The organism is Streptococcus sp. 343_SSPC (assembly GCF_001072385.1).
Lineage (GTDB): Bacteria > Bacillota > Bacilli > Lactobacillales > Streptococcaceae > Streptococcus.
The window spans coordinates 1-20,970 of sequence record NZ_JVKU01000018.1 but is presented as its reverse complement, the minus strand read 5'-3'; the positions used below and the strand labels follow the sequence as shown (position 1 = coordinate 20,970).

The window sequence follows — 20,970 nt, the reverse complement described above, 5'->3', positions numbered from 1 at the left end:
CTTCCTATTCAATTCTCTTGCACTTGTCAAAGGCCTCTCCCTAGCATCTTGATGGTACCTTTTACATTCTCACACTTCTCTAACATTCCAACTTTCTCATCTCAGGTTTATACAATGAGCCACTAAACCCATATCAAACCTAGTATTCATTGAAATGCTTTCTCTTCATTGTATCACAAATTTTAAGAAGAGAAAAAAGAGAGCAGGACAGAAGCGCCATTGTTTAGAAACGCTTCATCGTCCTGCTCCTGCACAGTTGATTAATTCATATAAATGATCGATCATCATTTCTTATCGTTTGATTTGGACAAGCTAATCGCAACCATGACAAGACTTAGGAAAAAGGCCGAAAGCAGCCCTTTTGTCGTCCGATTCATAAAAGGTTGATGGAATACAAAATGATTATAGGCAGTAAATCCTAATCCAATCAGAGTTACCATAGCCGAAAGTGAAAAAATTGTTAACCACAAATTTCTATTTTTCATCATAAACTCCGTTTTTCGATCTACTAGAAAGGTCCTCTTATTTCAAAGCCTTTAATAAATAACCATAACCTTCTTGCTCCATTTCCTCTTTTGGAATAAAGCGCAGTGAGGCCGAATTGATGCAATAGCGAAGGCCACCTTGGTCTTTTGGTCCATCGGTGAAGACATGGCCGAGATGGGCATTACCTGAGCGGGAACGAACTTCGATCCGCTCCATCCCGTGGCTATGGTCCTGGTAATAGTGGACGACATCTTTGGCAATGGGACGGGAGAAACTTGGCCAGCCACAGCCAGAAGCAAACTTATCCTTGGCAAAAAAGAGAGGCTCCCCAGTCGTAATATCCACATAGATGCCCTCTTCAAAGGTCTGATCGTAGGCATTGTGGAAAGGACGCTCCGTCGCACTCTCCTGAGTGACTTGGTACTGTTCTGCTGTCAGTTTCGCCTTTAAGGTTTCTTGATCTGGCTTCTGATAGGCTGCCGGATCAATCAAGGGTTGGGCTGCATCCGTCACATCGATATGGCAATAGCCTCCAGGATTCTTCTTGAGATAGTCTTGGTGGTAGTCCTCAGCCAAGATATAGTGACGCAAGGGCTCTAGCTCCACCGCGATCTTGTGCCCCAGTTGCTCTTCTTGCTCCGCAAACACTTGGGCGATCACCTGACGATCCGCCTCGTCTAGGTAATAGACACCGGTCCGATATTGGCGGCCTCGATCATTTCCCTGCTTGTTAAAGGACAAGGGATTGATCACCCGGAAATAGTAGAGCAGAATTGCGCGTAAAGTGATCTTGTCTGGATCGTAGATAACTTGTACAGTCTCTGCATGATCCGTTTCCTTGATCAGTTGATAATTGGTCGTTTCTACCTGGCCATTGGCATAGCCCACCGTCGTCTTTTCTACACCGGGGATCCGAGAAAAATACTCCTCTAAGCCCCAAAAACAGCCACCTGCTAGATAAATCTCTGCCATCTTTTTTCCTCGCTTCCTGCATTCCCTAAGAGGAACTCTTAACATCTATTAGCTCCATCATAATCTAAGAGCCTCAGATTTTCAAGGATTCTGCATCAAAAATCCCTTCTACTATACTAGTAAAAGGGATAAAGGCACTCCCACTTATTTTTCAAATAAGAAAAAGAGCGAATAACCAAGATTTCGTAGAGACACTAAAAACTGATGGAAAAAATCATGCATGAGAGACATGTCCCACACCTCCTCTCAATCATCTGATGTTCCTAGGCGACTCCTTCAACACTAAAGAACCACCGTCGGTCCGTAGACCTGTAACTGAGGCTTCACAACCTCGTAATGCCAGTGATCATAAGCTCGCCAAGCTTGAAAGGTTTCTTCGTTCAATGCTAGCCCACCCAGACCAATCAATAGACTGGCGGTCTGATAAAACTTTTCCAACTCGATCAACAGGCGGTTGTCTACCTGCCTAGCCTTCAATAAAACTTTCAACATCTGATCTAGATTTTCTTTAAATCGAAAGGCATCAGGACTGGGGGTGCATCCTTTAGAAAAGGCTGTTTGAAGAAGGCTGACCGTCGTTCTTGCCTCTTGAATCACATCCCTTTCTCCCATCGAAATCACCTTCCTTTTCACCTCTATTGTACACCTTTTTCTCTCTATAAAAATGGAAAATTCCTAAAACTAGGAACAGAATGTTCTCTCTGGATAAGAAACTATAAAAACTTCCCCAAGTTTCCACTCGAGGAAGCTCTTTTCAAAAAATTAGTCAATGTAGTGCAATTTTCCACGGAAATCTTCTAGACTTTGGTAGCCTTTTTCTTCCATGATGGCTTTGAGCTCCGCAGTAATGCGTTCAAAAGCCCCCACTCCTTCTTTATGAAGCGTGGTTCCGATTTGTACCATACTCGCGCCACAAAGGATATGTTCAAAGGCATCACGACCAGTCAAGACGCCCCCAGTCCCTACAATCTGAATTTCTGGATTCAGCCGTTGGTAAAAGGCATGGACATTGGCCAAAGCCGTTGGTTTGATGTATTCGCCACCAATCCCACCAAAGCCGTTCTTCGGACGGATCACAACGGATTCATCCTCGATGTAAAGGCCATTTCCAATCGAATTGACGCAATTGACAAACTTGAGCGGGTATTTGTTAAAGATCGCTGCAGCTTGGTCGAAATGAACGATATCAAAATAAGGTGGCAACTTGATCCCAAGAGGTTTGGAGAAATAGGCAAAGACCTCTGACAAGATCCGATCTGTCGTCTCAAAATCATAGGCGATCTGAGGTTTTCCTGGGACATTGGGGCAGGAAAGGTTCAATTCAGTCAAACCTTTAAAATCACTTTCTTGCACCTTTTTCAAGATGGTATGGGTCTCTTCAGGAGACATACCGACGAGAGATAGGAAGAAAGTCTGGTCAGGATCGGTTTCTTGCAACTCCAATAGGTAATTCAAATAATAGTCCAAGCCTTGGTTAGGAAGGCCCATTGAATTGATCGAGCCCAGTGGGACATCTTGATAGCGTGGCTCTGGATTTCCCGCACGGAACTCCAAAGTTGCTGTCTTGGTCACAAAGGTCCCAGCAGCGGAGTTCTTCACTTCCTCTAATTCCTCAGTGGTCATACAGGCCACACCTGCCGCATTCATCAGGCAGTTGTCAAATTCAAAACCAGCAATTTGCGTCTTTGTCGATACCATCTTCTACTCCTTGAAATGAATTCTTACAGCCATTATAGCACGAAAAAAAGGATTCATGGCTAGAAAACTAAAAAAGGACAAGGATCGTCCGGAAATAGCAAGAAATTACTCAAGAAGGAGTGGATTTCCGCTCAAAGGAAAGCTAAAAATCGTATCATCATTTCAACCGGAGTAAGTCCAAGCTAGGTATCTTTTTTACCATCCTCCATCAGTTGTGAAAATTTTCAGAAAATTCAACTTTTTTCTTTACAAGTCAAAAAAAGTCTGCTATAATTATCGACGTAATAAAACATGACATTGCTCTCAGCAGTGCCTCCATATACCAGTAAGTTCGCTAACCTGCTGGAATTCGTTTCAATGAAAAAAGGAGAAACATGATGACAACTGCAAAAGAATATATCCAAAGCACTTTCGAAACCGTAAAAGCTCGCAACGGCCATGAAGCAGAATTCCTTCAAGCTGTTGAAGAGTTCCTCAGCACTTTGGAACCTGTATTTGAAAAACATCCAGAATACATCGAAGAAAATATTTTGGCTCGCATTACTGAGCCAGAACGCGTGATTAGCTTCCGTGTTCCTTGGGTTGACCGTGATGGAAAAGTTCAAGTTAACCGTGGTTACCGTGTTCAATTCAACTCAGCTGTTGGACCATATAAAGGCGGACTTCGTTTCCACCCAACAGTTAACCAAGGGATTTTGAAATTCCTCGGCTTCGAACAAATCTTTAAAAACGTCTTGACTGGCCTTCCTATCGGTGGTGGTAAAGGTGGATCTGACTTCGATCCTAAAGGAAAAACAGACGCTGAAGTGATGCGTTTCTGCCAAAGCTTCATGACTGAATTGCAAAAACACATCGGTCCTTCTCTTGATGTCCCAGCTGGTGATATCGGGGTTGGTGGACGTGAGATTGGTTACCTTTACGGACAATACAAACGTCTTCGCCAATTTGATGCTGGTGTCTTGACTGGTAAACCTCTTGGTTTCGGTGGTAGCTTGATCCGTCCAGAAGCAACTGGTTATGGTTTGGTTTACTATACGGAAGAAATGCTCAAGGCCAACGGCGACAGCTTTGCTGGTAAGAAAGTCGTGATCTCAGGTTCTGGTAACGTTGCTCAATACGCTCTTCAAAAAGCAACTGAACTTGGTGCAACTGTTATCTCTGTATCTGACTCAAACGGTTACGTGATCGACGAAAACGGTATTGACTTCGACCTTCTTACAGACGTCAAAGAAAAACGTCGTGCTCGTTTGACTGAGTATGCTGCAGAAAAACCAACTGCTACTTACTACGAAGGATCTGTATGGTCTTACGCTGGTAACTATGATATCGCTCTTCCATGTGCTACTCAAAATGAGATCAACGGTGAAGCAGCGAAACGCTTAGTTGCTCAAGGGGTAAAAGTTGTTTCTGAAGGAGCCAACATGCCTAGCGACCTTGATGCGATCAAGGTCTACAAAGAAAACGGCATCCTTTACGGACCTGCTAAAGCTGCCAATGCTGGTGGGGTTGCTGTATCTGCTCTTGAAATGAGCCAAAACAGCCTCCGCCTTTCATGGACACGTGAAGAAGTGGATGGACGCTTGAAAGACATCATGACCAACATCTTCAACACTGCTAAAACAACTGCAGAAACCTACGGTCTTGGTAAAGATTACCTTGCGGGTGCTAATATCGCAGCCTTTGAAAATGTCGCAAATGCGATGATTGCCCAAGGTCTTGTTTAATTTGATTCTTTTGCCACACCTCTGAAGCCTTTGGTTTCGGAGGTGTTTTTCTTGATAAAAAAAGAAGATTGGAAAAACCAAATCTTCTTTTATTTTATAAATCATCCAAGGCATCTTTAACCTTATCAAAGAAGCCTTTTTTCTTTGGGTTGACCTTCAAATCACTTGCTTCCGCAAATGCACGAAGGGCTTCTTTTTGCTTGTCATTTAGACCTGTAGGTGTCACCACATTTACAGATACATATTGATCTCCTACAGAGCCACCACGCAAGCTTGGTGCTCCTTTACCGCGAAGGCGGAATTTCTTACCTGTCTGGGTTCCTTCAGGGATGACCAAGTCAACATCGCCGTGAACCGTTGGAACATGGACCGTATCCCCAAGAGCAGCCTGAACAACGTTCAAGTTCAATTTATAGTAGATGGTTGATCCATCACGCTCAAATTTGTCGCTCGGCTCAACGTTGACCACCACATAGAGATCTCCGTATGGCCCTCCATTAAATCCAGCTTCTCCTTGACCAGAGAGGCGGATTTGTTGACCTGTTTCAACCCCAGCAGGGATTTTCACATTGACACTGTGGGCTTGCTTCTCGTGACCAGTCCCATGACAGGTTGTACAAGGATCTTTAATTTCTTTACCGCGTCCATGACAGACATCACAGGTGATTTGACGGCGCATCATCCCAAGTGGGGTTTGCGTATCCACATTGATAACCCCAGAACCATGACAGCGTCCACAAGTTACTGGACTTGTTCCTGGCTTAGCACCAGTTCCATCACATGTCCGACAGCTGGCTTCCCGATAGTACTTCACTTCCTTCTCAGTTCCAAAGATGGCTTCTTCAAACTTGAGGTTTACGCGGTACTGAAGATCATCTCCCTGACGTGGAGCATTAGGATTGCGGCTTGCACCGCCACCAAAGAAGCTAGAGAAGATATCTTCAAAGCCACCAAATCCAGCACCATCAAAACCACCAAAACCACCTGCTCCGCCACCGAAGCCGCCGAAACCACCATTGGCCCCTGCAGCACCGTATTGGTCATAAGCTGCCCGTTTTTGTTCGTCGCTCAAAGTCTCATAAGCTTCTTGAACTTCCTTGTACTTTTCCTCAGCACCAGGCTCCTTGTTGATATCTGGGTGATATTTTTTAGATAATTTCCGATAGGCTTTCTTGATCTCATCTTGAGATGCATTCTTTGAAACGCCCAAACGGTCATAAAATTCAGTATTGTTCATAATTCAAGATACAAAGGGCGTCAAACGGACACAGCCAAAATAGGAGTTTTGACGACGGACGCTTGCGTCCTAGAAAAAACTATCTTTTTGGCACCGTCCGCAGCCCGTGTTCGGTTGCGAACACCTTTGTTCCTTTCTATTGTTATTGAGTAAGAAACTTCAGAGCTCGGGTTCAATTCCCCGAACACTCTTTGTTCCTTTCTATAATTTTCATGTACATCTTTAGAGGATGTTTTCTATACTTTGCTTCACTTGATCAAACTCTTGCTCTGATAGAGTAAATATCAAATCCTCTGCTGCACACTCGTTCTTTTCTTTAAAATAGTTGTCCGTATTCTCTACCAACCCTAACCTTAGAATCACTTTTCTTGCAAACTCTTGATGGGCAAAACCGATAGCCGTAATGATTTGTTTATCTTGCACAACCAGTTTGGGTTGGAAATTCTCACGTGGAAGAAATTCAAAATAGTCAAAGAAGTTTTGCCAAATTCCACCTGTAAATTTCGTGTCCTTCAACAGACCTGCTTTCGCTAATAAAAGAGGCGCTGAAGAAATGGCTGCAATTAGGATATCTTGCTCACCAAGGTCCCTCAAAAACGAAATCAATTTCTCATCCTGTAGAGCAGGCCCTATATTGATCATTCCTGGCAAAATCACACAAGAATACTCTTCTATACAGATTTGATCTAGTGTTTTGGTTGGTTGACAGGGCAAGCCATCCTCAGAGACCACTATCGAATGATCTGAAGCGGCATAATCAATCGTAATATCAAAAGACAGAGCTAAAGTACTCGTTAAAGCGGTTATCTCATAAAGAGAAAAATTAGGATAAATGATACAAAGTACTTTTTTCATACGCAACATCCTCTATTTTACCGAAAAACAGAGGCTGGGTTGCAACCTCTGGATTTCTTTATCATTTACTAGTTAGGCGTTTAGGCAAGTCGCTATAGCGACTTGCCATAGAATGCCAATCATTAGAGTGAACAGTCATTCTTAACGCCTCGCTCCCCGATTTTCAAGCTCGGGATAAAATAGTCCACTGGACTATTTTATTTCTCCGTAAACTCTCCGTCTACGACGTCGTCGCCTGCGTTTCCTGTTGCTTGTGCGCCTTCTGCTCCTGCTTGAGCTTGTTGTGCTGCTGCGGCTTGTTCGTAGAGTTTCACAGCAAGTCCTTGAGCTTTTTCGTTCAACGCTTCAAGTTTTGCTTTCATTTCGTCCAAGTTATTGTCTTCTTGGGCTTTCTTAAGCTCATCAAGGGCAGCTTGTGCGGCATCGCGTTCTGCATCGAAGCCTTTACCTTCAGTTTCTTTGATTGTCTTTTCAGTCGCAAAGATAGCTTGGTCTACTTCGTTACGAAGGTCTACTTCTTCTTTACGTTTCTTATCTGCTTCAGCGTTTGCTTCTGCATCTTTCATCATGCGGTCAATTTCTTCGTCTGTCAAACCTGAGTTTGATTGGATAACAATTGTTTGTTCTTTTTGAGTTCCAAGATCTTTCGCTTTAACAGATACGATACCGTTCTTGTCGATGTCAAATGTTACTTCGATTTGTGGGATACCACGAGGTGCAGCTGGGATATCTGTCAATTGGAAACGTCCAAGAGTCTTGTTATCTGCTGCCATTGGGCGTTCACCTTGAAGAACGTGGATATCAACGGCTGGTTGGTTGTCTGCTGCAGTTGAGAAGACTTGTGATTTAGATGTTGGAATAGTTGTGTTGCGGTCGATCAATTTTGTGAAGACTCCACCCATTGTTTCGATACCAAGTGACAATGGTGTTACGTCAAGAAGGACAACGTCTTTCACATCACCAGTGATCACACCACCTTGGATCGCAGCACCCATCGCAACTACTTCGTCAGGGTTCACTGATTTGTTTGGTTCTTTACCAGTTTCAGCCTTAACAGCTTCTACAACGGCTGGGATACGAGTTGAACCACCAACAAGGATCACTTCGTCGATTTCTGACAAGCTCAAGCCTGCATCAGAAAGAGCTTGACGAACTGGAACTTTAGTACGTTCTACAAGGTCACGAGTCAAATCGTCAAATTTTGCACGAGTCAAAGTCATTTCCAAGTGAAGAGGTCCAGCTTCACCAGCAGTGATGAATGGCAAGCTGATTTGTGTTGAAGTTACACCAGAAAGGTCTTTCTTCGCTTTTTCAGCTGCATCTTTCAAACGTTGAAGGGCCATCTTGTCTGTTGACAAGTCAATGCCGTTTTCTTTCTTGAATTCTGCAACCAAGTGGTCGATAATTTTTTGGTCAAAGTCGTCACCACCGAGTTTGTTATCCCCTGCAGTTGCCAATACGTCAAAGACACCGTCGCCTAATTCAAGGATAGATACGTCAAATGTACCACCACCAAGGTCGAATACTAAGATTTTTTCTTCTTTATCAGTCTTGTCCAAACCGTAAGCAAGGGCTGCTGCAGTTGGTTCGTTGACGATACGTTCTACTTCAAGACCAGCGATTTTACCAGCGTCTTTAGTTGCTTGACGTTGAGCATCGTTAAAGTAAGCTGGAACTGTAATAACAGCCTTCGTTACCTTTTCACCAAGGTATTCTTCAGCGTAACCTTTCAAGTATTGAAGGATCATTGCTGAGATTTCTTGTGGAGTGTATTCTTTCCCGTTAGCAGAAACCTTTTCAGAAGTCCCCATCTTAGATTTGATAGAGATGACTGTATCTGGGTTTGTCACTGCTTGACGTTTTGCAGCGTCACCAACGATGATTTCACCGTTTTTGAATGACACTACAGATGGAGTTGTGCGATTTCCTTCTGGGTTCGCGATGATTTTTGATTCAGTTCCTTCAAGAACTGCTACTGCTGAGTTTGTTGTACCTAAGTCAATACCGATAATTTTAGACATATGTTTTTCTCCTTGTTATTTTTCTCTTTTTTTGATATTTCCCTTAAGTGGTGGGGACGTGAGCAACTCCCTCCGGGATTTCATCACTTATTTTTGAGCCTACTGTCTCAAAAATCCCCTGTTTCAGTAGCACAAGCTACTGAAACTTTCACCACGGCGGGAAATATCTTCCTTGCAAGCCTCCGGCTTGCATCTTATCTTTCTTTCATAGTTTAGTGTCGTTTCGGACAAGGTATCCTAGTTGTAGACAACTACCATGGCTGGGCGCAGGATGCGGTCATGGAGTTTGTAGCCTTTTTGGAAGACTTGTGCGATGGTGTCTGCTGGATGTTCGTCATCAGCTGGGACTGTTTGGATGGCCATGTGGTAGTTATGGTCAAATTCTCCGTCCGCTGCGATTTCCTCGATTCCTTCTTCTTTCAAAGCATGAATCAAGCTTTCTTGCACCATTTCTAGTCCTTTTTTGACATCATCTGTCAATCCTTCGACGGCGAGGGCACGTTCGAGGTTGTCTAGTGATGGTAAGATCGCTTTTGCCAAATCTTGGCTACGGTATTTTTGTAATTGCTGACGTTCTTCATTGGCACGGCGCTGAATGTTTTGCATTTCTGCATGAGCACGAAGGTATTTGTTTTCAAATTCCTCGGCACGCGCTTGTGCTTCTTCTAACTCAGAAGGTTGGTTGCTTTCCTCTACAACTTCTTCAGTTGTCTCGGCAACTTCCTCTTCTTTCACGTCTTCTTTTTTGATATCTTCTGTCAAGGCATACACCCCTTTCATTTGGTCTTAATTTACTTCATAATGGTTGCTGTTGAGGTAACGGTAGTAATCCGTCAACTTCATGACCAACACTCGGCCGATAACATTGACCAGACTAATCACCCGCCTGTAATCCATCTCTACGGGACCAATCACATGCATGAGGGCCATCCCACGATAAGGAACCAGGAACTTGTGACTAATCACCGTCACATTTTTCAAGGCCTTCTCTTGGGATTCCGCAACCAGGATCTGGGTCATTTGGTCTTCCGGCATTCCTCCTCGTAACTCCAAGGCTACGTGTTGGGGATTATCTAAGAACTTATAGGTCTGAAGATCGGCATAACTCAAAGATGAAACCTTTCCTTCTACAAAGACCAGTTCTTGAAACAGTTGCGAGAAGACGTAATCGAATAGATCCACGACATTGTCTGTCGTCTTGAAATAGCGCTGTACAATCTGTGGAATCTCCGTCCGTAAGCGGTAGTGGATATCCAAGACCGTATTTCCAATGAAGCGTTCTTGAACCAGCTGATGGAAGATTTCCAAGTCACTGGTTAAGAAATTCTTTGGAATAGCAAACTGTACGGTGACAGGCTTTGATTCATCCAAGGTCAGAACTGCTAAGGCATCATGGTTGGATAATGGAACAATCTCAAAACCCGTCAAGCGCTGCCGTGTCGGCTCCACATCCTGAATCACTGCGGTGTAGCCCGTCATCTGGGCTAGTAACTTGGCCGTAGCATCCAAGATATCGTCTAACTTAAAGGCTTCGAAATCAAAGGCCTTCACCACCTGGTAGACATCTTGTTCATCAATCAACTCTAGATCGAGCGAGTTCTGAACGAAATATTGGAAACCAGCTCGACTAGGCATGCGGCCACTCGAAGTATGGGCTTTCTCTAGCAACCCTTGCTTTTCGAGAGCAGCCATGTCGTTTCGGATGGTCGCACTACTGGATTGAATGACATCTTGTAGTGCTTTTGAACCGACCGGTTCGTGGGTCTTGGTAAAGATATCGACGACAAGATTTAAAATCTCATTTTGACGTTCTGTAACCATGACCTCACCTCTCTTTCATTTTTAGCACTCTAAACACTCAAGTGCTAAACCATGATTCTATTATACACCCTCTCAAAAGAAAGTCAAGAAAAAAATCCAAAAAATTAGCACTCTTTTTTAAAGAGTGCTAAAAATCATTCTTAAGACCGATACTAGGCCAAAAAAACTATAAACCTGCTTCTTTCAGCTTTTGAATATATTCTTCTAAGACCAGTTGGTGCTTGACCATATACTGGGCATTTTCTACACCGACGTAGCGGAAGTGCCAGTTTTCATAGTCCACACCCGTGATCGCATTTTTCCCTTCTGGATAACGGAGAACAAACCCATATTGTGGCGCCAAGGCAATAATTTGTTGCACTACCTCTTCGGATAGCCCATTTGGGGCACTCATATCAATCGCAAGGCCTGTCTGGTGCTCACTAGCCCCTGGGACCTGTACTTGTGTTTGTGCTTGACGTTCTGCCTCTTCATGAGGAAGCCCAGTAGCTTCTAATTGAGCTATCCGCTCATTAAAAAGTTCTGTTTGCTCCTCTACACTTCGATAACCGGAAATCAAGGACTCCTCAGGAGCAATGGCCCTTGCCGCCGCTAAAAATTGCTTAGTTTGTTCTGCGATCCGACTATCCACCTTGATTTCTTCAACGTCGACTAACTGAGGATTCAGCTCAGCCAACTTGTTGTCCCGGTTGACCAAGACTAGGTTCCAATCCTTGCTAGAAACTTGCGGAAGGTCTGTCTTCGGTTTTTCTTCCTTTTTCTCAACCTTTTTTGGAGTAGTCGTTTCTACTTTTTTATCTTCAACAGAGCCCATATGAAGCCATTGAGGTTTCAAATAGAAAATACCCACTCCTGCTCCGATTAGACAGAGGCCTATACAGCAGAGCACGATCCAGCTAACTTTCTTTTCTCTTTTCTTGGCAAGTTTATATTTAGTCATGATTTTCCTCTAACCATTTCGCTCCAACCTGGCGGTATGACAGATCTCCAACTGCTTCTAGTTTAAATTGGCCATCTTCATACTCAATAACAGTCACACTACCATTGTCCAAGACCAATTCTTTAAAGGCTTTTGGATCAATCAGGTAAATCAAGGTACTGATGGTCATCCCATGACTGACTACGATGGCATTCCCACCACCTTGAGACTCGACATCCTTAGCAATCGTCGTAAAGCCATCCAAGATGCGGTCACGAAGGGTTTCCCAAGACTCTGCCCAGCCGGCTGTGTCCACTTCGACAATCCCTTCAGCCAACTCCATCAAGCTCAAATGATGGAAGTCATCGACACGAAAGACACGTGGTAAAACGCCCAAAAAGAGTTCTCCATCGTAGGCGCCATCAAAGCTTCCAAAACACCATTCGCGGATGCGCTTATCATAACGGTAAGGAATCTTACCCGTTAACCCTAATTCTTCTAGCACAATCCCCATGGTTTGAATGGTTCGACCGGAGTCGCTGGACACGGCTTGTTGGAACTGAATCCCAGCTTCACGTAGACCAATCCCCAATTCATGAATCCCTCGTTCGCCAGCTTCTGTCAAGGGACTATCAGACCAACCTTGGGCGCGACCAATGGTATTAAACATGGTTTTTCCATGACGGGCAATATACAATTTTGTCTTTGCCATTTTTATCCTCCTGCAATTGTTTTCTTCTTATATATAGTATCTTATTTTTTTACATCAAGTTCTTCTGAGTGGGCTGCTAACCAGTTAGCACCCAGCTTGCGGTATGACTCATCTCCGATGGTCTGGATTGAAAATTGTCCATTTTCGTATTCTACAAAGGTGACACTACCATTTTCAACCCTTGGATCCAGCTCAATCTCTGGATTCAAAATACACACAAAGGAACCAATGGTCATGCTGTGACTAACAACCAAGGCATTTCCACCACCCTTGGCTTCAACTTCCTTGGCAATCTCCTCAAAGCCATCTACAATCCGTTTTTTCAACACATCCCATGGTTCAGCCCAACCTGCTGTATCTACTTGGTAGATTCCATTCGCCAGTTCTTCCAGGGTAAGTTTCTTATAATCTTCAATATCTAGAACCCGAGGAACAACTCCACGGAAAAGCTCCCCTCCGTAGGCACCATCAAAACTTCCAAAACACCATTCCCGGATCTTTTTGTTGAAAGTATAAGGAATCTGATCTGTGAGCCCAAGCTCGTCTAAAACAATTCCCATGGTTTGAATAGCACGACCTGAATCGCTGGAAACAGCACGGACAAAGTCCAAACCAGATTCTCTCAAACCAACCCCCAATTCACGGATGCCTTCTTCTCCTTGAGCAGTTAAAGGCGTATCCGACCAACCTTGGGCACGACCTATCGTATTAAACATGGTTTTTCCATGCCGAATAATAAATAATCTTGTTTTCGCCATGTGATCTCCTTTTACGTCCTTCTATTATATCATTTTTTATAAGGAAACTGGCAGCGATGACCTCTCGATTCACTTTCACTTCCTCAGCCAACATTAAAAGCCCTGAGCAAAATTCCTGCTCCAGGGCCATTTTTTAATTTTTAAAACTATGAACTGGGGCCGGAATTTGACCACCACGGGCAATAAAGTCAGCTGACGAAGCCTTGTTGACCTTCATCACTGGAGCAGACCCAAGAAGTCCTCCGAGCTCTAACATATCGCCTTCTTTTCCATAAGGAATGATCCGAACGGCTGTTGTCTTTTGGTTAATGACCCCGATTGCTGCTTCATCGGCGATCATGGCCGCAATGGTTGTATCTGGAGTATCAGCTGGGATGGCAATCATATCCAGACCCACGGAACAGATGGCTGTCATAGCTTCCAATTTTTCCAAGTTGATATGACCGGATTGGACCGCGGCAATCATCCCCTCATCTTCTGAGACCGGAATGAAGGCACCTGACAAACCACCGACTTGGTTACAAGCCATAATGCCACCTTTTTTCACTTGGTCATTGAGCAGGGCAAGGGCTGCTGTTGTCCCGTGGGTTCCGACCACTTCAAGCCCCATGGCTTCAAGGACACGTGCAACCGAATCCCCAACAGCTGGTGTTGGTGCGAGGGACAAGTCCACAATTCCAAACTCAACACCGAGACGTTCACTAGCCATTTGACCCACTAATTGGCCAACACGGGTAATCTTGAAGGCTGTCTTCTTGACTGTTTCCGCCAATACATCAAAGCTAGCACCGGGAACTTTTTCGATGGCCCGTTGGACGACACCAGGTCCTGAAACCCCAACGTTGATGACGACATCTGCTTCACCGACACCGTGGAAGGCTCCCGCCATAAAGGGATTATCTTCTACCGCATTAGCAAAGACAACGAGTTTTCCTGGTCCCATTGGATCTGCTTGGGAAGCTTCTTTAATGATGCGCCCCATGTCTCGGACAGCGGTCATATTGATCCCTGTCTTGGTCGATCCGATATTGACTGAAGAACAGACAAAATCTGTCTCCGCAAGAGCACGAGGAATGGAATTAATGAGGATCTCATCCCCTTTTTGGTAGCCTTTTTGAACCAGAGCTGAGAAGCCACCGATAAAGTTGACCCCAACTTCTTTCGCCGCACGATCCAACGCCTTGGCAAAGGGTACATAGTCTGTCGCATTAGTGGCTGCCCCGATAATGGAAATCGGAGTGACCGAAACCCGTTTATTTACAATAGGGATCCCAAGTTCTGCCGCGATCTCATCCCCAACAGCCACTAAGTCCTTGGCCTTTGTCACAATCTTCTGGTAGACTTTTTCTGCCGCCTTATCGATATCCGGATCAATACAATCTAGAAGGGAGATCCCCATGGTGATGGTCCGAACATCGAAGTTCTGCTCCTCAATCATGGCAATGGTTTCTGTTACCTGTCTAATGTCCATAAATTCTCAACCCCTATCTTACAAATTGTGCATGGCATCAAAAATCGCTGCGCTTTGGATATTGATTTTCACATGAAGAGACTGACCGAATTCTTCCAACTCTGAACGGAGCTGTGTGAAATCTTTTTTCTCATCTGACGATACGACCGCCATCATGATAAAGTATTCATCCAATACAGTTTGAGAGATATCATCGATATTGAGTCCTAATTCTGCCACTTTCGTTGCAACACCCGCTACGATTCCTTTTTGGTCTTTACCAACGACTGTAATAATTGCTTTCATTTCACTGCTCCATTCTATCTATTTGCTTCCATTGTAGCACATTCCCCTTAAAATCGCCGTTCTCAACTGGGAACGTTAGGATATTTTTACGTGTATAAAAAATAAAGAGGCTGGGACAAAAGTCCTAGCCTCTTTATTGTTTTTGGATTATCGAGCAAGACGCAGTGGTTGAGTGGGCTCTACTACGCTGATTTCATCAGCTTTTACAGCCCTACTCAACTGTGCGGAGGTGAGACGACGAAATCGAATTCTAACGAATTACCGATTTCTGTCCCACTCTCTCTATTTTGACGATTCGGTTTCATCCTTTAGGATACCTTCCTTCACGCGCACGGTACTCTCATACTCGGCTCCAGCTAGACGGTCAAAGGGAAAGCGACGACTGAGCAAGATGATGGCAAGGGTGAGGATCAGGTACAATAAGAGCACAAAGAAGAGCAATAAAATCATAGATAGAGTCAAAAGGGAATTGTCCGTCAAATCCTGATTCAAAAGCGAGATCAAATAGAACAACCCTTGGGGAATCCAGTAGAAATAGCCTACCACTAGGATTCCTCGCCAGATGGTACGAAGCCATTTTTGCTTGTCAAAACGCAAGCGGAATTTTACCAAAGCCATTCCCAAGGTTTTGCCCCGCCACAAGGGAAGCAAACTAAAGTAAAGCACCAAAACCGCTACATAGGGAATCATCTCTAAACGCTCGATTACCGCATAAAGCAAGGATAGCATCACAAAGTCAATCAAGAAAGCAAGACCCATCCGGAAACCAGATACTTTCGTCCCTACTCGGAAAGAATGCTCGTCAATCTCATCTCGTGTTGGCAATAACCAAACCAGGAACCAACCAAGCAAGTAGCCCACTCCACCACCAGTGGTATTTTGAATAATATCATCGACATCTGCTAGGCGGTAAGGGCCCGGATACAGAAAGTAGAGACCTGATAACTGGGTCAGCTCCAAAAAGAGACTAAAGAGGGCTGTTAGGAGAATCGTTTTCTTAAAACCACACTTGAAATAATAACGTAGATACATCCCAAAAGGAATCAACATTAGGACATTAAAAGCTGGTACATAAAAAGTTGGATGCTTGAGGGCTTGAAGCCAAGTACCAGTCTGCGCTAGATCAAAGGGGCTCTCCTTGAAAAAATCCACCACAAAAGCAAAGGGATGGAGATTGACCATTTCCGAGTAGCTAGTATGGATCTTACTCGGATCTGGCAGAGGCAAGACTACCAAGAGATAGACCGTCATCAAGTAAAGCATAAAAGAATAGAAAATCAGCACCCGCAATTTATTGACCGAGCCATATTTTCGATAATTCAAAATCATGTAGGGCAAGGTCAGCAAAAAGGCCAGGAAAGGAAAGAGCTGAACAGCTGTTTTGATTGTAGAAATGTATCCCATTGTGTCTCCCATTTACCGTTATAAAAACACCCTTTGCACAATGACAAAAGGTGATTTTTTCATTGATATAGAGTATTATACGGCCTGGTAGAGGAAGAGTCAAGGAAACAGGATGAAAACCTAGCTCAATAGTCGGCTTAATTGCTACCTCTCCCCTTCAAGCTTTTACTTCCGATAAAGACCAATAGATAACTCACAATCCCTGAAAGATGCAATAGCGTTGAGATCCATCCGGTGATTACTGGTAAGAGCATGAGACCAGATAGAAAAATTAAGAATAGATAAAGCCATTTTACGGTGCGTGACAATTCTTTCCACACGTTTGGCAGGAGCATAATCCCTCCGGTCACAAAGGCATAGCCGACGGCAGAGATCCCTGTTGCCTGAATGTCCTGCCCGCGTGTTAAGAAGTGAAAAACGATGGAAGAGAGGACTGTCGCCGTCACAAAAACGATTAAGACTTGTATGGAGCCTCTTTTTCTTTCTAGCAGTCCACCGAAGGGAAGGATCATGAGTCCGTTTAAAATCAAATGAACCCATAAAAACCAGACAGGAGCTCCTTTACTGCCATGCATCAGGGTCCCACTGACATATTGCCAACCATACACCGGCTTCGAATGAAAAGCCAATAGGTCATACATAGCATCCCCATAAAAGGAAGTCAATAAACCGAGCAACAAACAGATTAGAGCTATCGTACTGATAACAGGATAGGTTTTTATCATCGTTTTCATTTTAAAACTTCTTTTCTGTAAATAAATCAATTGTCTCACCTTGAGTATACTTTCATTATACCACCCCTTAAACGAAAATAAGATCACTTTTAAAAAGTGATCCTAGTTTCATTAAACAACTCCAACCTCTAACTCCCATTTCACGCCCGGCCACAGAGACAAGGTTATTTAACAAGAAAATGCCAGTAGATATAATTGAAGATGAATATCCAGATTGGTTTCCAAAAAGTGAGAAAATTGCTAAAGGCATGCAAGAAGATGGGTAACCGGATATCTTTAGATTTCTTATAGGCAGTTGCGAAGAAGAGCCCTGAACAGAAATAAAGAGAATAGGTTACAGGGTCCCGATATTGATGGATCAGATGAAAGGCCGCAAAGAGAAAGCCCGAAAGCAAAACGTCTAAATGAAACTTACTTTCTTTAAAGAAGACATTCATCAGATAGCCTCTAAAAATAAATTCTTCGATCATAGGAGATGTAACAGTTGCTAGGACAAAAAACAGAGTACCCGAAATACCAGGGCCATTTAGATAAATGGAGGATGGCAATTTGGTTTGATGAACGACAGGAACCAGCAAATCCTGAAAAGTTTGCAGCACCCACCTTTCAACAAAGAACCACAAGAGCACCAGAGCAAAATACCCCAGATAGTGCCACTTCCATTTCTGTATATTGGAACGAATGACTATCTTCTGCCTTTTTAACCAAAATAGAATGCCGATGAGAAGCAAAGAGTAGAGAATCAAATAGATGAAATAAAGAAAACTTACATCACCATTGAAAACTCCAGTTAGATAGATACCAAGACCTTCGATCCCAAAAACAAATAGATATAACAGGAACAGTAAAGCGACTCCATGTTTGGCATATTTCATATCATCTATTCTCCAATATCATTCTTTCGTACAATTATGTACAAGTATAACACATGGAAAAACTTGTAGGCAAGGTAGCCCTCAATTGTCCCTTTTTGAACAGAAAGTGTCATCTTCTTTTGTTTTTTACTCCACTTTGCTAGAAGAAAACAGCCGTTTAGATTTTCTAACCTGACGATTCTACAATATATTATTCCTTAATCATCTGGACGATTTTGTTTTGAAATAGCTGAAAACCTTTGTTTCTTCAATTAAAGAACAAGGCAAGGACCTATTCATCCCTCTTTTTCACGATATCGTAAGGACTCACTCCAACTTTCAGAATACCGTAGCGAATATTTGACTTTCCATTTCAGAGGGTATATACTTATATTAATCTGAACTAAATAGTTTTAATTTTTTAAATGAACTGTCTTGAACTCAGATTAAAAAACTATTTACTTAACGGAGGTGGCGCTATGTCATTAGAAGATAAATTAAACCAAGTTAAAGGTTCTGTTAAGGAAGGTCTCGGTAAAGTAACCGGCGACACAAAAACAGAAGCTGAAGGCGTTGCTGAAAAAGTTGCATCAAAAGCAAAAGAAGTTGCTGAAGACGCAAAAGAAGCTGTCGAAGGAGCTATCAACGGTGTGAAAAACATCCTTCACAAAGACGATAACTAATCGTTAATGTCCTAAAACCACCCTATTTTTTACAGCACTATTTGGCTTGTAGAGATGGGGTGGTTTTTGTTTATCTTTGATTTAGTTTGGGTATAGAAAAAAGACCCCCTCGAAAGGGGGCTCTTTGTATGTATTGTAATTCTTTTGAATGAACGTTTAGAGTGCAGTGGTTGCCATCCAATTCAAACAACACTCAGGCTTTTACTGAAATTGAGCAAAGTAATTGCAGGTCCCTAAAAACATTTTACTTCATTTTCTCAAACCATTCTGAAACATTTGGGACAATATACTACCCTCTTTTATACGATCACTTCCATTATCCCTTCAATCAGCTCCGTAAAACTTTTTGCCACATAGATAATTTCATCAGGGTCATGAATGTAGCAGATAATCTGCCCTTCTTGCCCCTCCTGGTCTGGATCAAAATCAAGCATGAGATAACAAGAATCGCAATATTCCGCAAAAGGAAGCCATTTCTTATTAAAAAGATAGGGTTTGACTCTACTATCACGCACTTCTTCAACATCTTGGCTCGAAAAATAATCGGGAAATTCCGTTAAGAGGGCATCCCTATTTTGAAAATATCTTTTCCCAGCTTCTATTTCCTGCAAACTCATCAGAGAAAAAGCCATTTCTCTTTGGTCAATCACACAGGGTAAGACTGCTAAGAATTTACTGCCGTTTTTGTAGCGATAGACTTCCTTAAGTTCATCGGGGAGAGAAATTCCAAGTCTCTTCTCAAACTCCTGAATTTCCTCCTCAGATGCACCAGAAATTTCCTGATAATCTTCCAGGAATCCTTCCTCTACAGGATCATCCAAACCCCAGTCTTCAAAAGCTTCACAAATATAAGTTGCTATTTTCTTAACTTGGTCAACTATACACATAAGAACCTCCTTTTTTGATTTCTCTTACCCTTCGAATTTTCATCCCAAAATGTGTTTAATGCATTAACAGACTTGCTCCTTACTTTTTCTAATATTATTTTTAGTATTGAATGGATTTTTTGAGTTTCTTCATCAGACAAAGTAATATCATTCGTCTCCTTTACTCAAGTTAACATTATAAACAATTTCTGCATTCGGACTTCCTTGGTCATCCTTCACGACTCCTTTTAACTGACCATCTACTACTAATAATTCGATATTTTCATCTATAAGATCCTGTTTAGTCAGTTTAACTTCATTATTCAGGAAGTATTTCCCAATTTTCCTCTTCAAACTTTTCAAGTACTCCTTGTTCACGGAGGATATTTTCTATTTTGAAGAACATTTCTTTAGCTGCAAACATTACTCCAGTCATATTTATTAGTGGTCTCTTGAGCAAAACCTTACATAAAATTACAAATATAAAAACAATTAGAATACATAATTAAAAATCTATTACAGCCAAAAAATTAGCAAGCATGTGAATTAGTACAGAGTATTCTATCCTTTTAGTTCTATAATAAATGTAAGATACTATACAGCCTAACAAACTATACAGTAAAATCGATCTAATAAAAATTCCAATACTAGGTTCGTTCATACAATGCACAAATCCAAACAATATATTTGATATGATGAAACCTTTCCTGCTCATATTATAGCAATAATTCATTATTGCACCATGAAAAGTTATTTCCTCTAAAACTGGTCCTACGAAAATTCCATAAAAATTGAATAACTCTACGCCCATAATATCTTTTAAAATTTGTAATAACGCATCATTTTGGGTATCTCCAAAAATGCTTACATACAAATGAACTGTAAGTCTCATCAAAGCAACGAATGCTAAACAATAAAGTACTTTGTTCCACTCTAGTTTCTGAATACGATTAATGACATTATGTTTTATGCTTATTTGATAAGAGAAATATAATGTAAAAAACAAGAAAAGTACAAATAGTAACCTAGCATAGACTAATGAAATATCTTTCAAAATAAAACAACAAAACGGTAAATTTGAGAGCAAAAATAACTGCCCAGTCACTTTATATTTTTCTTTCATTTTTAACTACCTCCAATAAACCATTTTTAATATTTCAATCATTGCTTAATTAACTTAATCATTTTTCTGAAATTTAAAGCGGAAATGCTGATTTTTCTTTGCATATACTGATTCTGACATTTTACCTTTCCTAAAAATTCTCCTACCTTAAGAAAGAAAAACAGATATCTTACAATATTAGCCTCTCCAATAACCGAGTAAGCGCTTTTACATTTTTATTGTAACTACCTTTTTTAGTTTTTTCAAATAATTATATGTAATTCCCAATTTGTAAAATTAAGCCAGAAAAAAGAGGCTGGGACAAAAGTCCTAGCCTCTCAATTGTCTTTGGATTGTCGAGCAAGACG

The 20,970-nt window shown here is 42.2% G+C and carries 21 protein-coding genes; 2 read left to right on the top strand and 19 right to left on the bottom strand.

Going from position 1 to position 20,970, the window contains the following annotated elements; all coding sequences use genetic code 11:
- Nucleotides 1–284: 284 nt before the first annotated feature.
- From ADH27_RS10425 to ADH27_RS05490, 4 genes are all read right to left on the bottom strand, one after another.
- On the bottom strand, nt 285–488 hold the full coding sequence (locus tag ADH27_RS10425; protein WP_082160978.1) for a hypothetical protein: 204 nt from the start codon (nt 486–488) through the stop codon (nt 285–287).
- A gap of 34 nt (nt 489–522) precedes the next feature.
- Nucleotides 523–1,458 carry a peptide-methionine (R)-S-oxide reductase MsrB gene (msrB, locus tag ADH27_RS05500; protein ID WP_048716334.1) on the bottom strand — a complete coding sequence of 312 codons (936 nt, stop codon included), beginning with the start codon at nt 1,456–1,458 and terminating at the stop codon, nt 523–525.
- Nucleotides 1,459–1,740: 282 nt separating this feature from the next.
- Nucleotides 1,741–2,097 (bottom strand): hypothetical protein, encoded by a 357-nt coding sequence (locus tag ADH27_RS05495; RefSeq protein ID WP_048716332.1) that lies wholly within the window; start codon nt 2,095–2,097, stop codon nt 1,741–1,743.
- A gap of 123 nt (nt 2,098–2,220) precedes the next feature.
- Nucleotides 2,221–3,156 carry a dihydroorotate oxidase gene (locus ADH27_RS05490; protein ID WP_048716330.1) on the bottom strand — a complete coding sequence of 312 codons (936 nt, stop codon included), beginning with the start codon at nt 3,154–3,156 and terminating at the stop codon, nt 2,221–2,223.
- A gap of 377 nt (nt 3,157–3,533) precedes the next feature.
- Between ADH27_RS05490 and gdhA the strand changes: the two genes are divergently transcribed.
- On the top strand, nt 3,534–4,880 hold the full coding sequence (gene gdhA / locus ADH27_RS05485) for an NADP-specific glutamate dehydrogenase (protein WP_048716328.1): 1,347 nt from the start codon (nt 3,534–3,536) through the stop codon (nt 4,878–4,880).
- Nucleotides 4,881–4,974: 94 nt separating this feature from the next.
- On the opposite strand, the gene dnaJ is transcribed toward gdhA, so the two are convergent.
- The 13 genes from dnaJ to ADH27_RS05420 form a co-directional block, all read right to left on the bottom strand.
- Nucleotides 4,975–6,117, bottom strand: a complete 1,143-nt coding sequence (gene dnaJ, locus ADH27_RS05480; RefSeq protein ID WP_048716326.1) for a molecular chaperone DnaJ — start codon at nt 6,115–6,117, stop codon at nt 4,975–4,977.
- Nucleotides 6,118–6,339: 222 nt separating this feature from the next.
- Nucleotides 6,340–6,972, bottom strand: a complete 633-nt coding sequence (locus ADH27_RS05475) for a DJ-1/PfpI family protein (protein WP_048716325.1) — start codon at nt 6,970–6,972, stop codon at nt 6,340–6,342.
- A gap of 197 nt (nt 6,973–7,169) precedes the next feature.
- Nucleotides 7,170–8,993: a molecular chaperone DnaK gene (dnaK, locus tag ADH27_RS05470; protein ID WP_048716323.1), complete on the bottom strand. Its 1,824-nt coding sequence runs from the start codon at nt 8,991–8,993 to the stop codon at nt 7,170–7,172.
- A gap of 237 nt (nt 8,994–9,230) precedes the next feature.
- A complete protein-coding gene (gene grpE / locus ADH27_RS05465) occupies nt 9,231–9,755 on the bottom strand; it encodes a nucleotide exchange factor GrpE (protein WP_325049894.1) in 525 nt (174 codons plus the stop codon).
- 24 nt (nt 9,756–9,779) lie between these two features.
- Nucleotides 9,780–10,814 carry a heat-inducible transcriptional repressor HrcA gene (gene hrcA / locus ADH27_RS05460; protein ID WP_048716318.1) on the bottom strand — a complete coding sequence of 345 codons (1,035 nt, stop codon included), beginning with the start codon at nt 10,812–10,814 and terminating at the stop codon, nt 9,780–9,782.
- A gap of 166 nt (nt 10,815–10,980) precedes the next feature.
- Nucleotides 10,981–11,754: a M15 family metallopeptidase gene (locus ADH27_RS05455; RefSeq protein ID WP_048716316.1), complete on the bottom strand. Its 774-nt coding sequence runs from the start codon at nt 11,752–11,754 to the stop codon at nt 10,981–10,983.
- On the bottom strand, nt 11,747–12,445 hold the full coding sequence (locus ADH27_RS05450) for a histidine phosphatase family protein (RefSeq protein WP_048716315.1): 699 nt from the start codon (nt 12,443–12,445) through the stop codon (nt 11,747–11,749). The genes ADH27_RS05455 and ADH27_RS05450 overlap by 8 nt, the downstream gene beginning before the upstream one ends.
- A 41-nt stretch (nt 12,446–12,486) precedes the next feature.
- On the bottom strand, nt 12,487–13,203 hold the full coding sequence (locus ADH27_RS05445) for a histidine phosphatase family protein (protein ID WP_048716313.1): 717 nt from the start codon (nt 13,201–13,203) through the stop codon (nt 12,487–12,489).
- Between the two features lie 133 nt (nt 13,204–13,336).
- On the bottom strand, nt 13,337–14,674 hold the full coding sequence (locus ADH27_RS05440; RefSeq protein WP_048716311.1) for a PFL family protein: 1,338 nt from the start codon (nt 14,672–14,674) through the stop codon (nt 13,337–13,339).
- A gap of 18 nt (nt 14,675–14,692) precedes the next feature.
- A complete protein-coding gene (locus ADH27_RS05435; protein WP_048716309.1) occupies nt 14,693–14,959 on the bottom strand; it encodes an ACT domain-containing protein in 267 nt (88 codons plus the stop codon).
- 282 nt (nt 14,960–15,241) lie between these two features.
- Nucleotides 15,242–16,363, bottom strand: coding sequence for a VanZ family protein (locus tag ADH27_RS05430; protein ID WP_048716307.1), 1,122 nt, complete (start codon nt 16,361–16,363; stop codon nt 15,242–15,244).
- Nucleotides 16,364–16,500: 137 nt separating this feature from the next.
- Nucleotides 16,501–17,097 carry a rhomboid family intramembrane serine protease gene (locus ADH27_RS05425; RefSeq protein WP_048716305.1) on the bottom strand — a complete coding sequence of 199 codons (597 nt, stop codon included), beginning with the start codon at nt 17,095–17,097 and terminating at the stop codon, nt 16,501–16,503.
- A 164-nt stretch (nt 17,098–17,261) separates the two neighbouring features.
- Complete coding sequence (locus tag ADH27_RS05420; protein ID WP_048716303.1) at nt 17,262–17,972, bottom strand: CPBP family intramembrane glutamic endopeptidase; 711 nt, start codon at nt 17,970–17,972, stop codon at nt 17,262–17,264.
- A 458-nt stretch (nt 17,973–18,430) separates the two neighbouring features.
- Between ADH27_RS05420 and ADH27_RS05415 the strand changes: the two genes are divergently transcribed.
- Entirely contained in the window at nt 18,431–18,634 is a 204-nt protein-coding gene (locus ADH27_RS05415) for a CsbD family protein (protein WP_021154436.1), read from the top strand.
- Between the two features lie 299 nt (nt 18,635–18,933).
- On the opposite strand, the gene ADH27_RS05410 is transcribed toward ADH27_RS05415, so the two are convergent.
- Complete coding sequence (locus tag ADH27_RS05410) at nt 18,934–19,521, bottom strand: SMI1/KNR4 family protein (protein WP_048716299.1); 588 nt, start codon at nt 19,519–19,521, stop codon at nt 18,934–18,936.
- Between the two features lie 484 nt (nt 19,522–20,005).
- Complete coding sequence (locus ADH27_RS05400; RefSeq protein WP_048716295.1) at nt 20,006–20,623, bottom strand: CPBP family intramembrane glutamic endopeptidase; 618 nt, start codon at nt 20,621–20,623, stop codon at nt 20,006–20,008.
- Between the last annotated feature and the right edge of the window lie 347 nt (nt 20,624–20,970).

Bases quoted from the DNA above. Each gene is read 5' to 3' on its own strand.
- ADH27_RS10425 (WP_082160978.1), bottom strand. From the start codon at position 488: ATGATGAAAAATAGAAATTTGTGGTTAACAATTTTTTCACTTTCGGCT.
- msrB (WP_048716334.1), bottom strand. From the start codon at position 1,458: ATGGCAGAGATTTATCTAGCAGGTGGCTGTTTTTGGGGCTTAGAGGAG.
- ADH27_RS05490 (WP_048716330.1), bottom strand. From the start codon at position 3,156: ATGGTATCGACAAAGACGCAAATTGCTGGTTTTGAATTTGACAACTGC.
- gdhA (WP_048716328.1), top strand. From the start codon at position 3,534: ATGACAACTGCAAAAGAATATATCCAAAGCACTTTCGAAACCGTAAAA.
- dnaJ (WP_048716326.1), bottom strand. From the start codon at position 6,117: ATGAACAATACTGAATTTTATGACCGTTTGGGCGTTTCAAAGAATGCA.
- ADH27_RS05475 (WP_048716325.1), bottom strand. From the start codon at position 6,972: ATGAAAAAAGTACTTTGTATCATTTATCCTAATTTTTCTCTTTATGAG.
- dnaK (WP_048716323.1), bottom strand. From the start codon at position 8,993: ATGTCTAAAATTATCGGTATTGACTTAGGTACAACAAACTCAGCAGTA.
- hrcA (WP_048716318.1), bottom strand. From the start codon at position 10,814: ATGGTTACAGAACGTCAAAATGAGATTTTAAATCTTGTCGTCGATATC.
- ADH27_RS05455 (WP_048716316.1), bottom strand. From the start codon at position 11,754: ATGACTAAATATAAACTTGCCAAGAAAAGAGAAAAGAAAGTTAGCTGG.
- ADH27_RS05450 (WP_048716315.1), bottom strand. From the start codon at position 12,445: ATGGCAAAGACAAAATTGTATATTGCCCGTCATGGAAAAACCATGTTT.
- ADH27_RS05445 (WP_048716313.1), bottom strand. From the start codon at position 13,203: ATGGCGAAAACAAGATTATTTATTATTCGGCATGGAAAAACCATGTTT.
- ADH27_RS05440 (WP_048716311.1), bottom strand. From the start codon at position 14,674: ATGGACATTAGACAGGTAACAGAAACCATTGCCATGATTGAGGAGCAG.
- ADH27_RS05435 (WP_048716309.1), bottom strand. From the start codon at position 14,959: ATGAAAGCAATTATTACAGTCGTTGGTAAAGACCAAAAAGGAATCGTA.
- ADH27_RS05430 (WP_048716307.1), bottom strand. From the start codon at position 16,363: ATGGGATACATTTCTACAATCAAAACAGCTGTTCAGCTCTTTCCTTTC.
- ADH27_RS05425 (WP_048716305.1), bottom strand. From the start codon at position 17,097: ATGAAAACGATGATAAAAACCTATCCTGTTATCAGTACGATAGCTCTA.
- ADH27_RS05420 (WP_048716303.1), bottom strand. From the start codon at position 17,972: ATGAAATATGCCAAACATGGAGTCGCTTTACTGTTCCTGTTATATCTA.
- ADH27_RS05415 (WP_021154436.1), top strand. From the start codon at position 18,431: ATGTCATTAGAAGATAAATTAAACCAAGTTAAAGGTTCTGTTAAGGAA.
- ADH27_RS05410 (WP_048716299.1), bottom strand. From the start codon at position 19,521: ATGTGTATAGTTGACCAAGTTAAGAAAATAGCAACTTATATTTGTGAA.
- ADH27_RS05400 (WP_048716295.1), bottom strand. From the start codon at position 20,623: ATGAAAGAAAAATATAAAGTGACTGGGCAGTTATTTTTGCTCTCAAAT.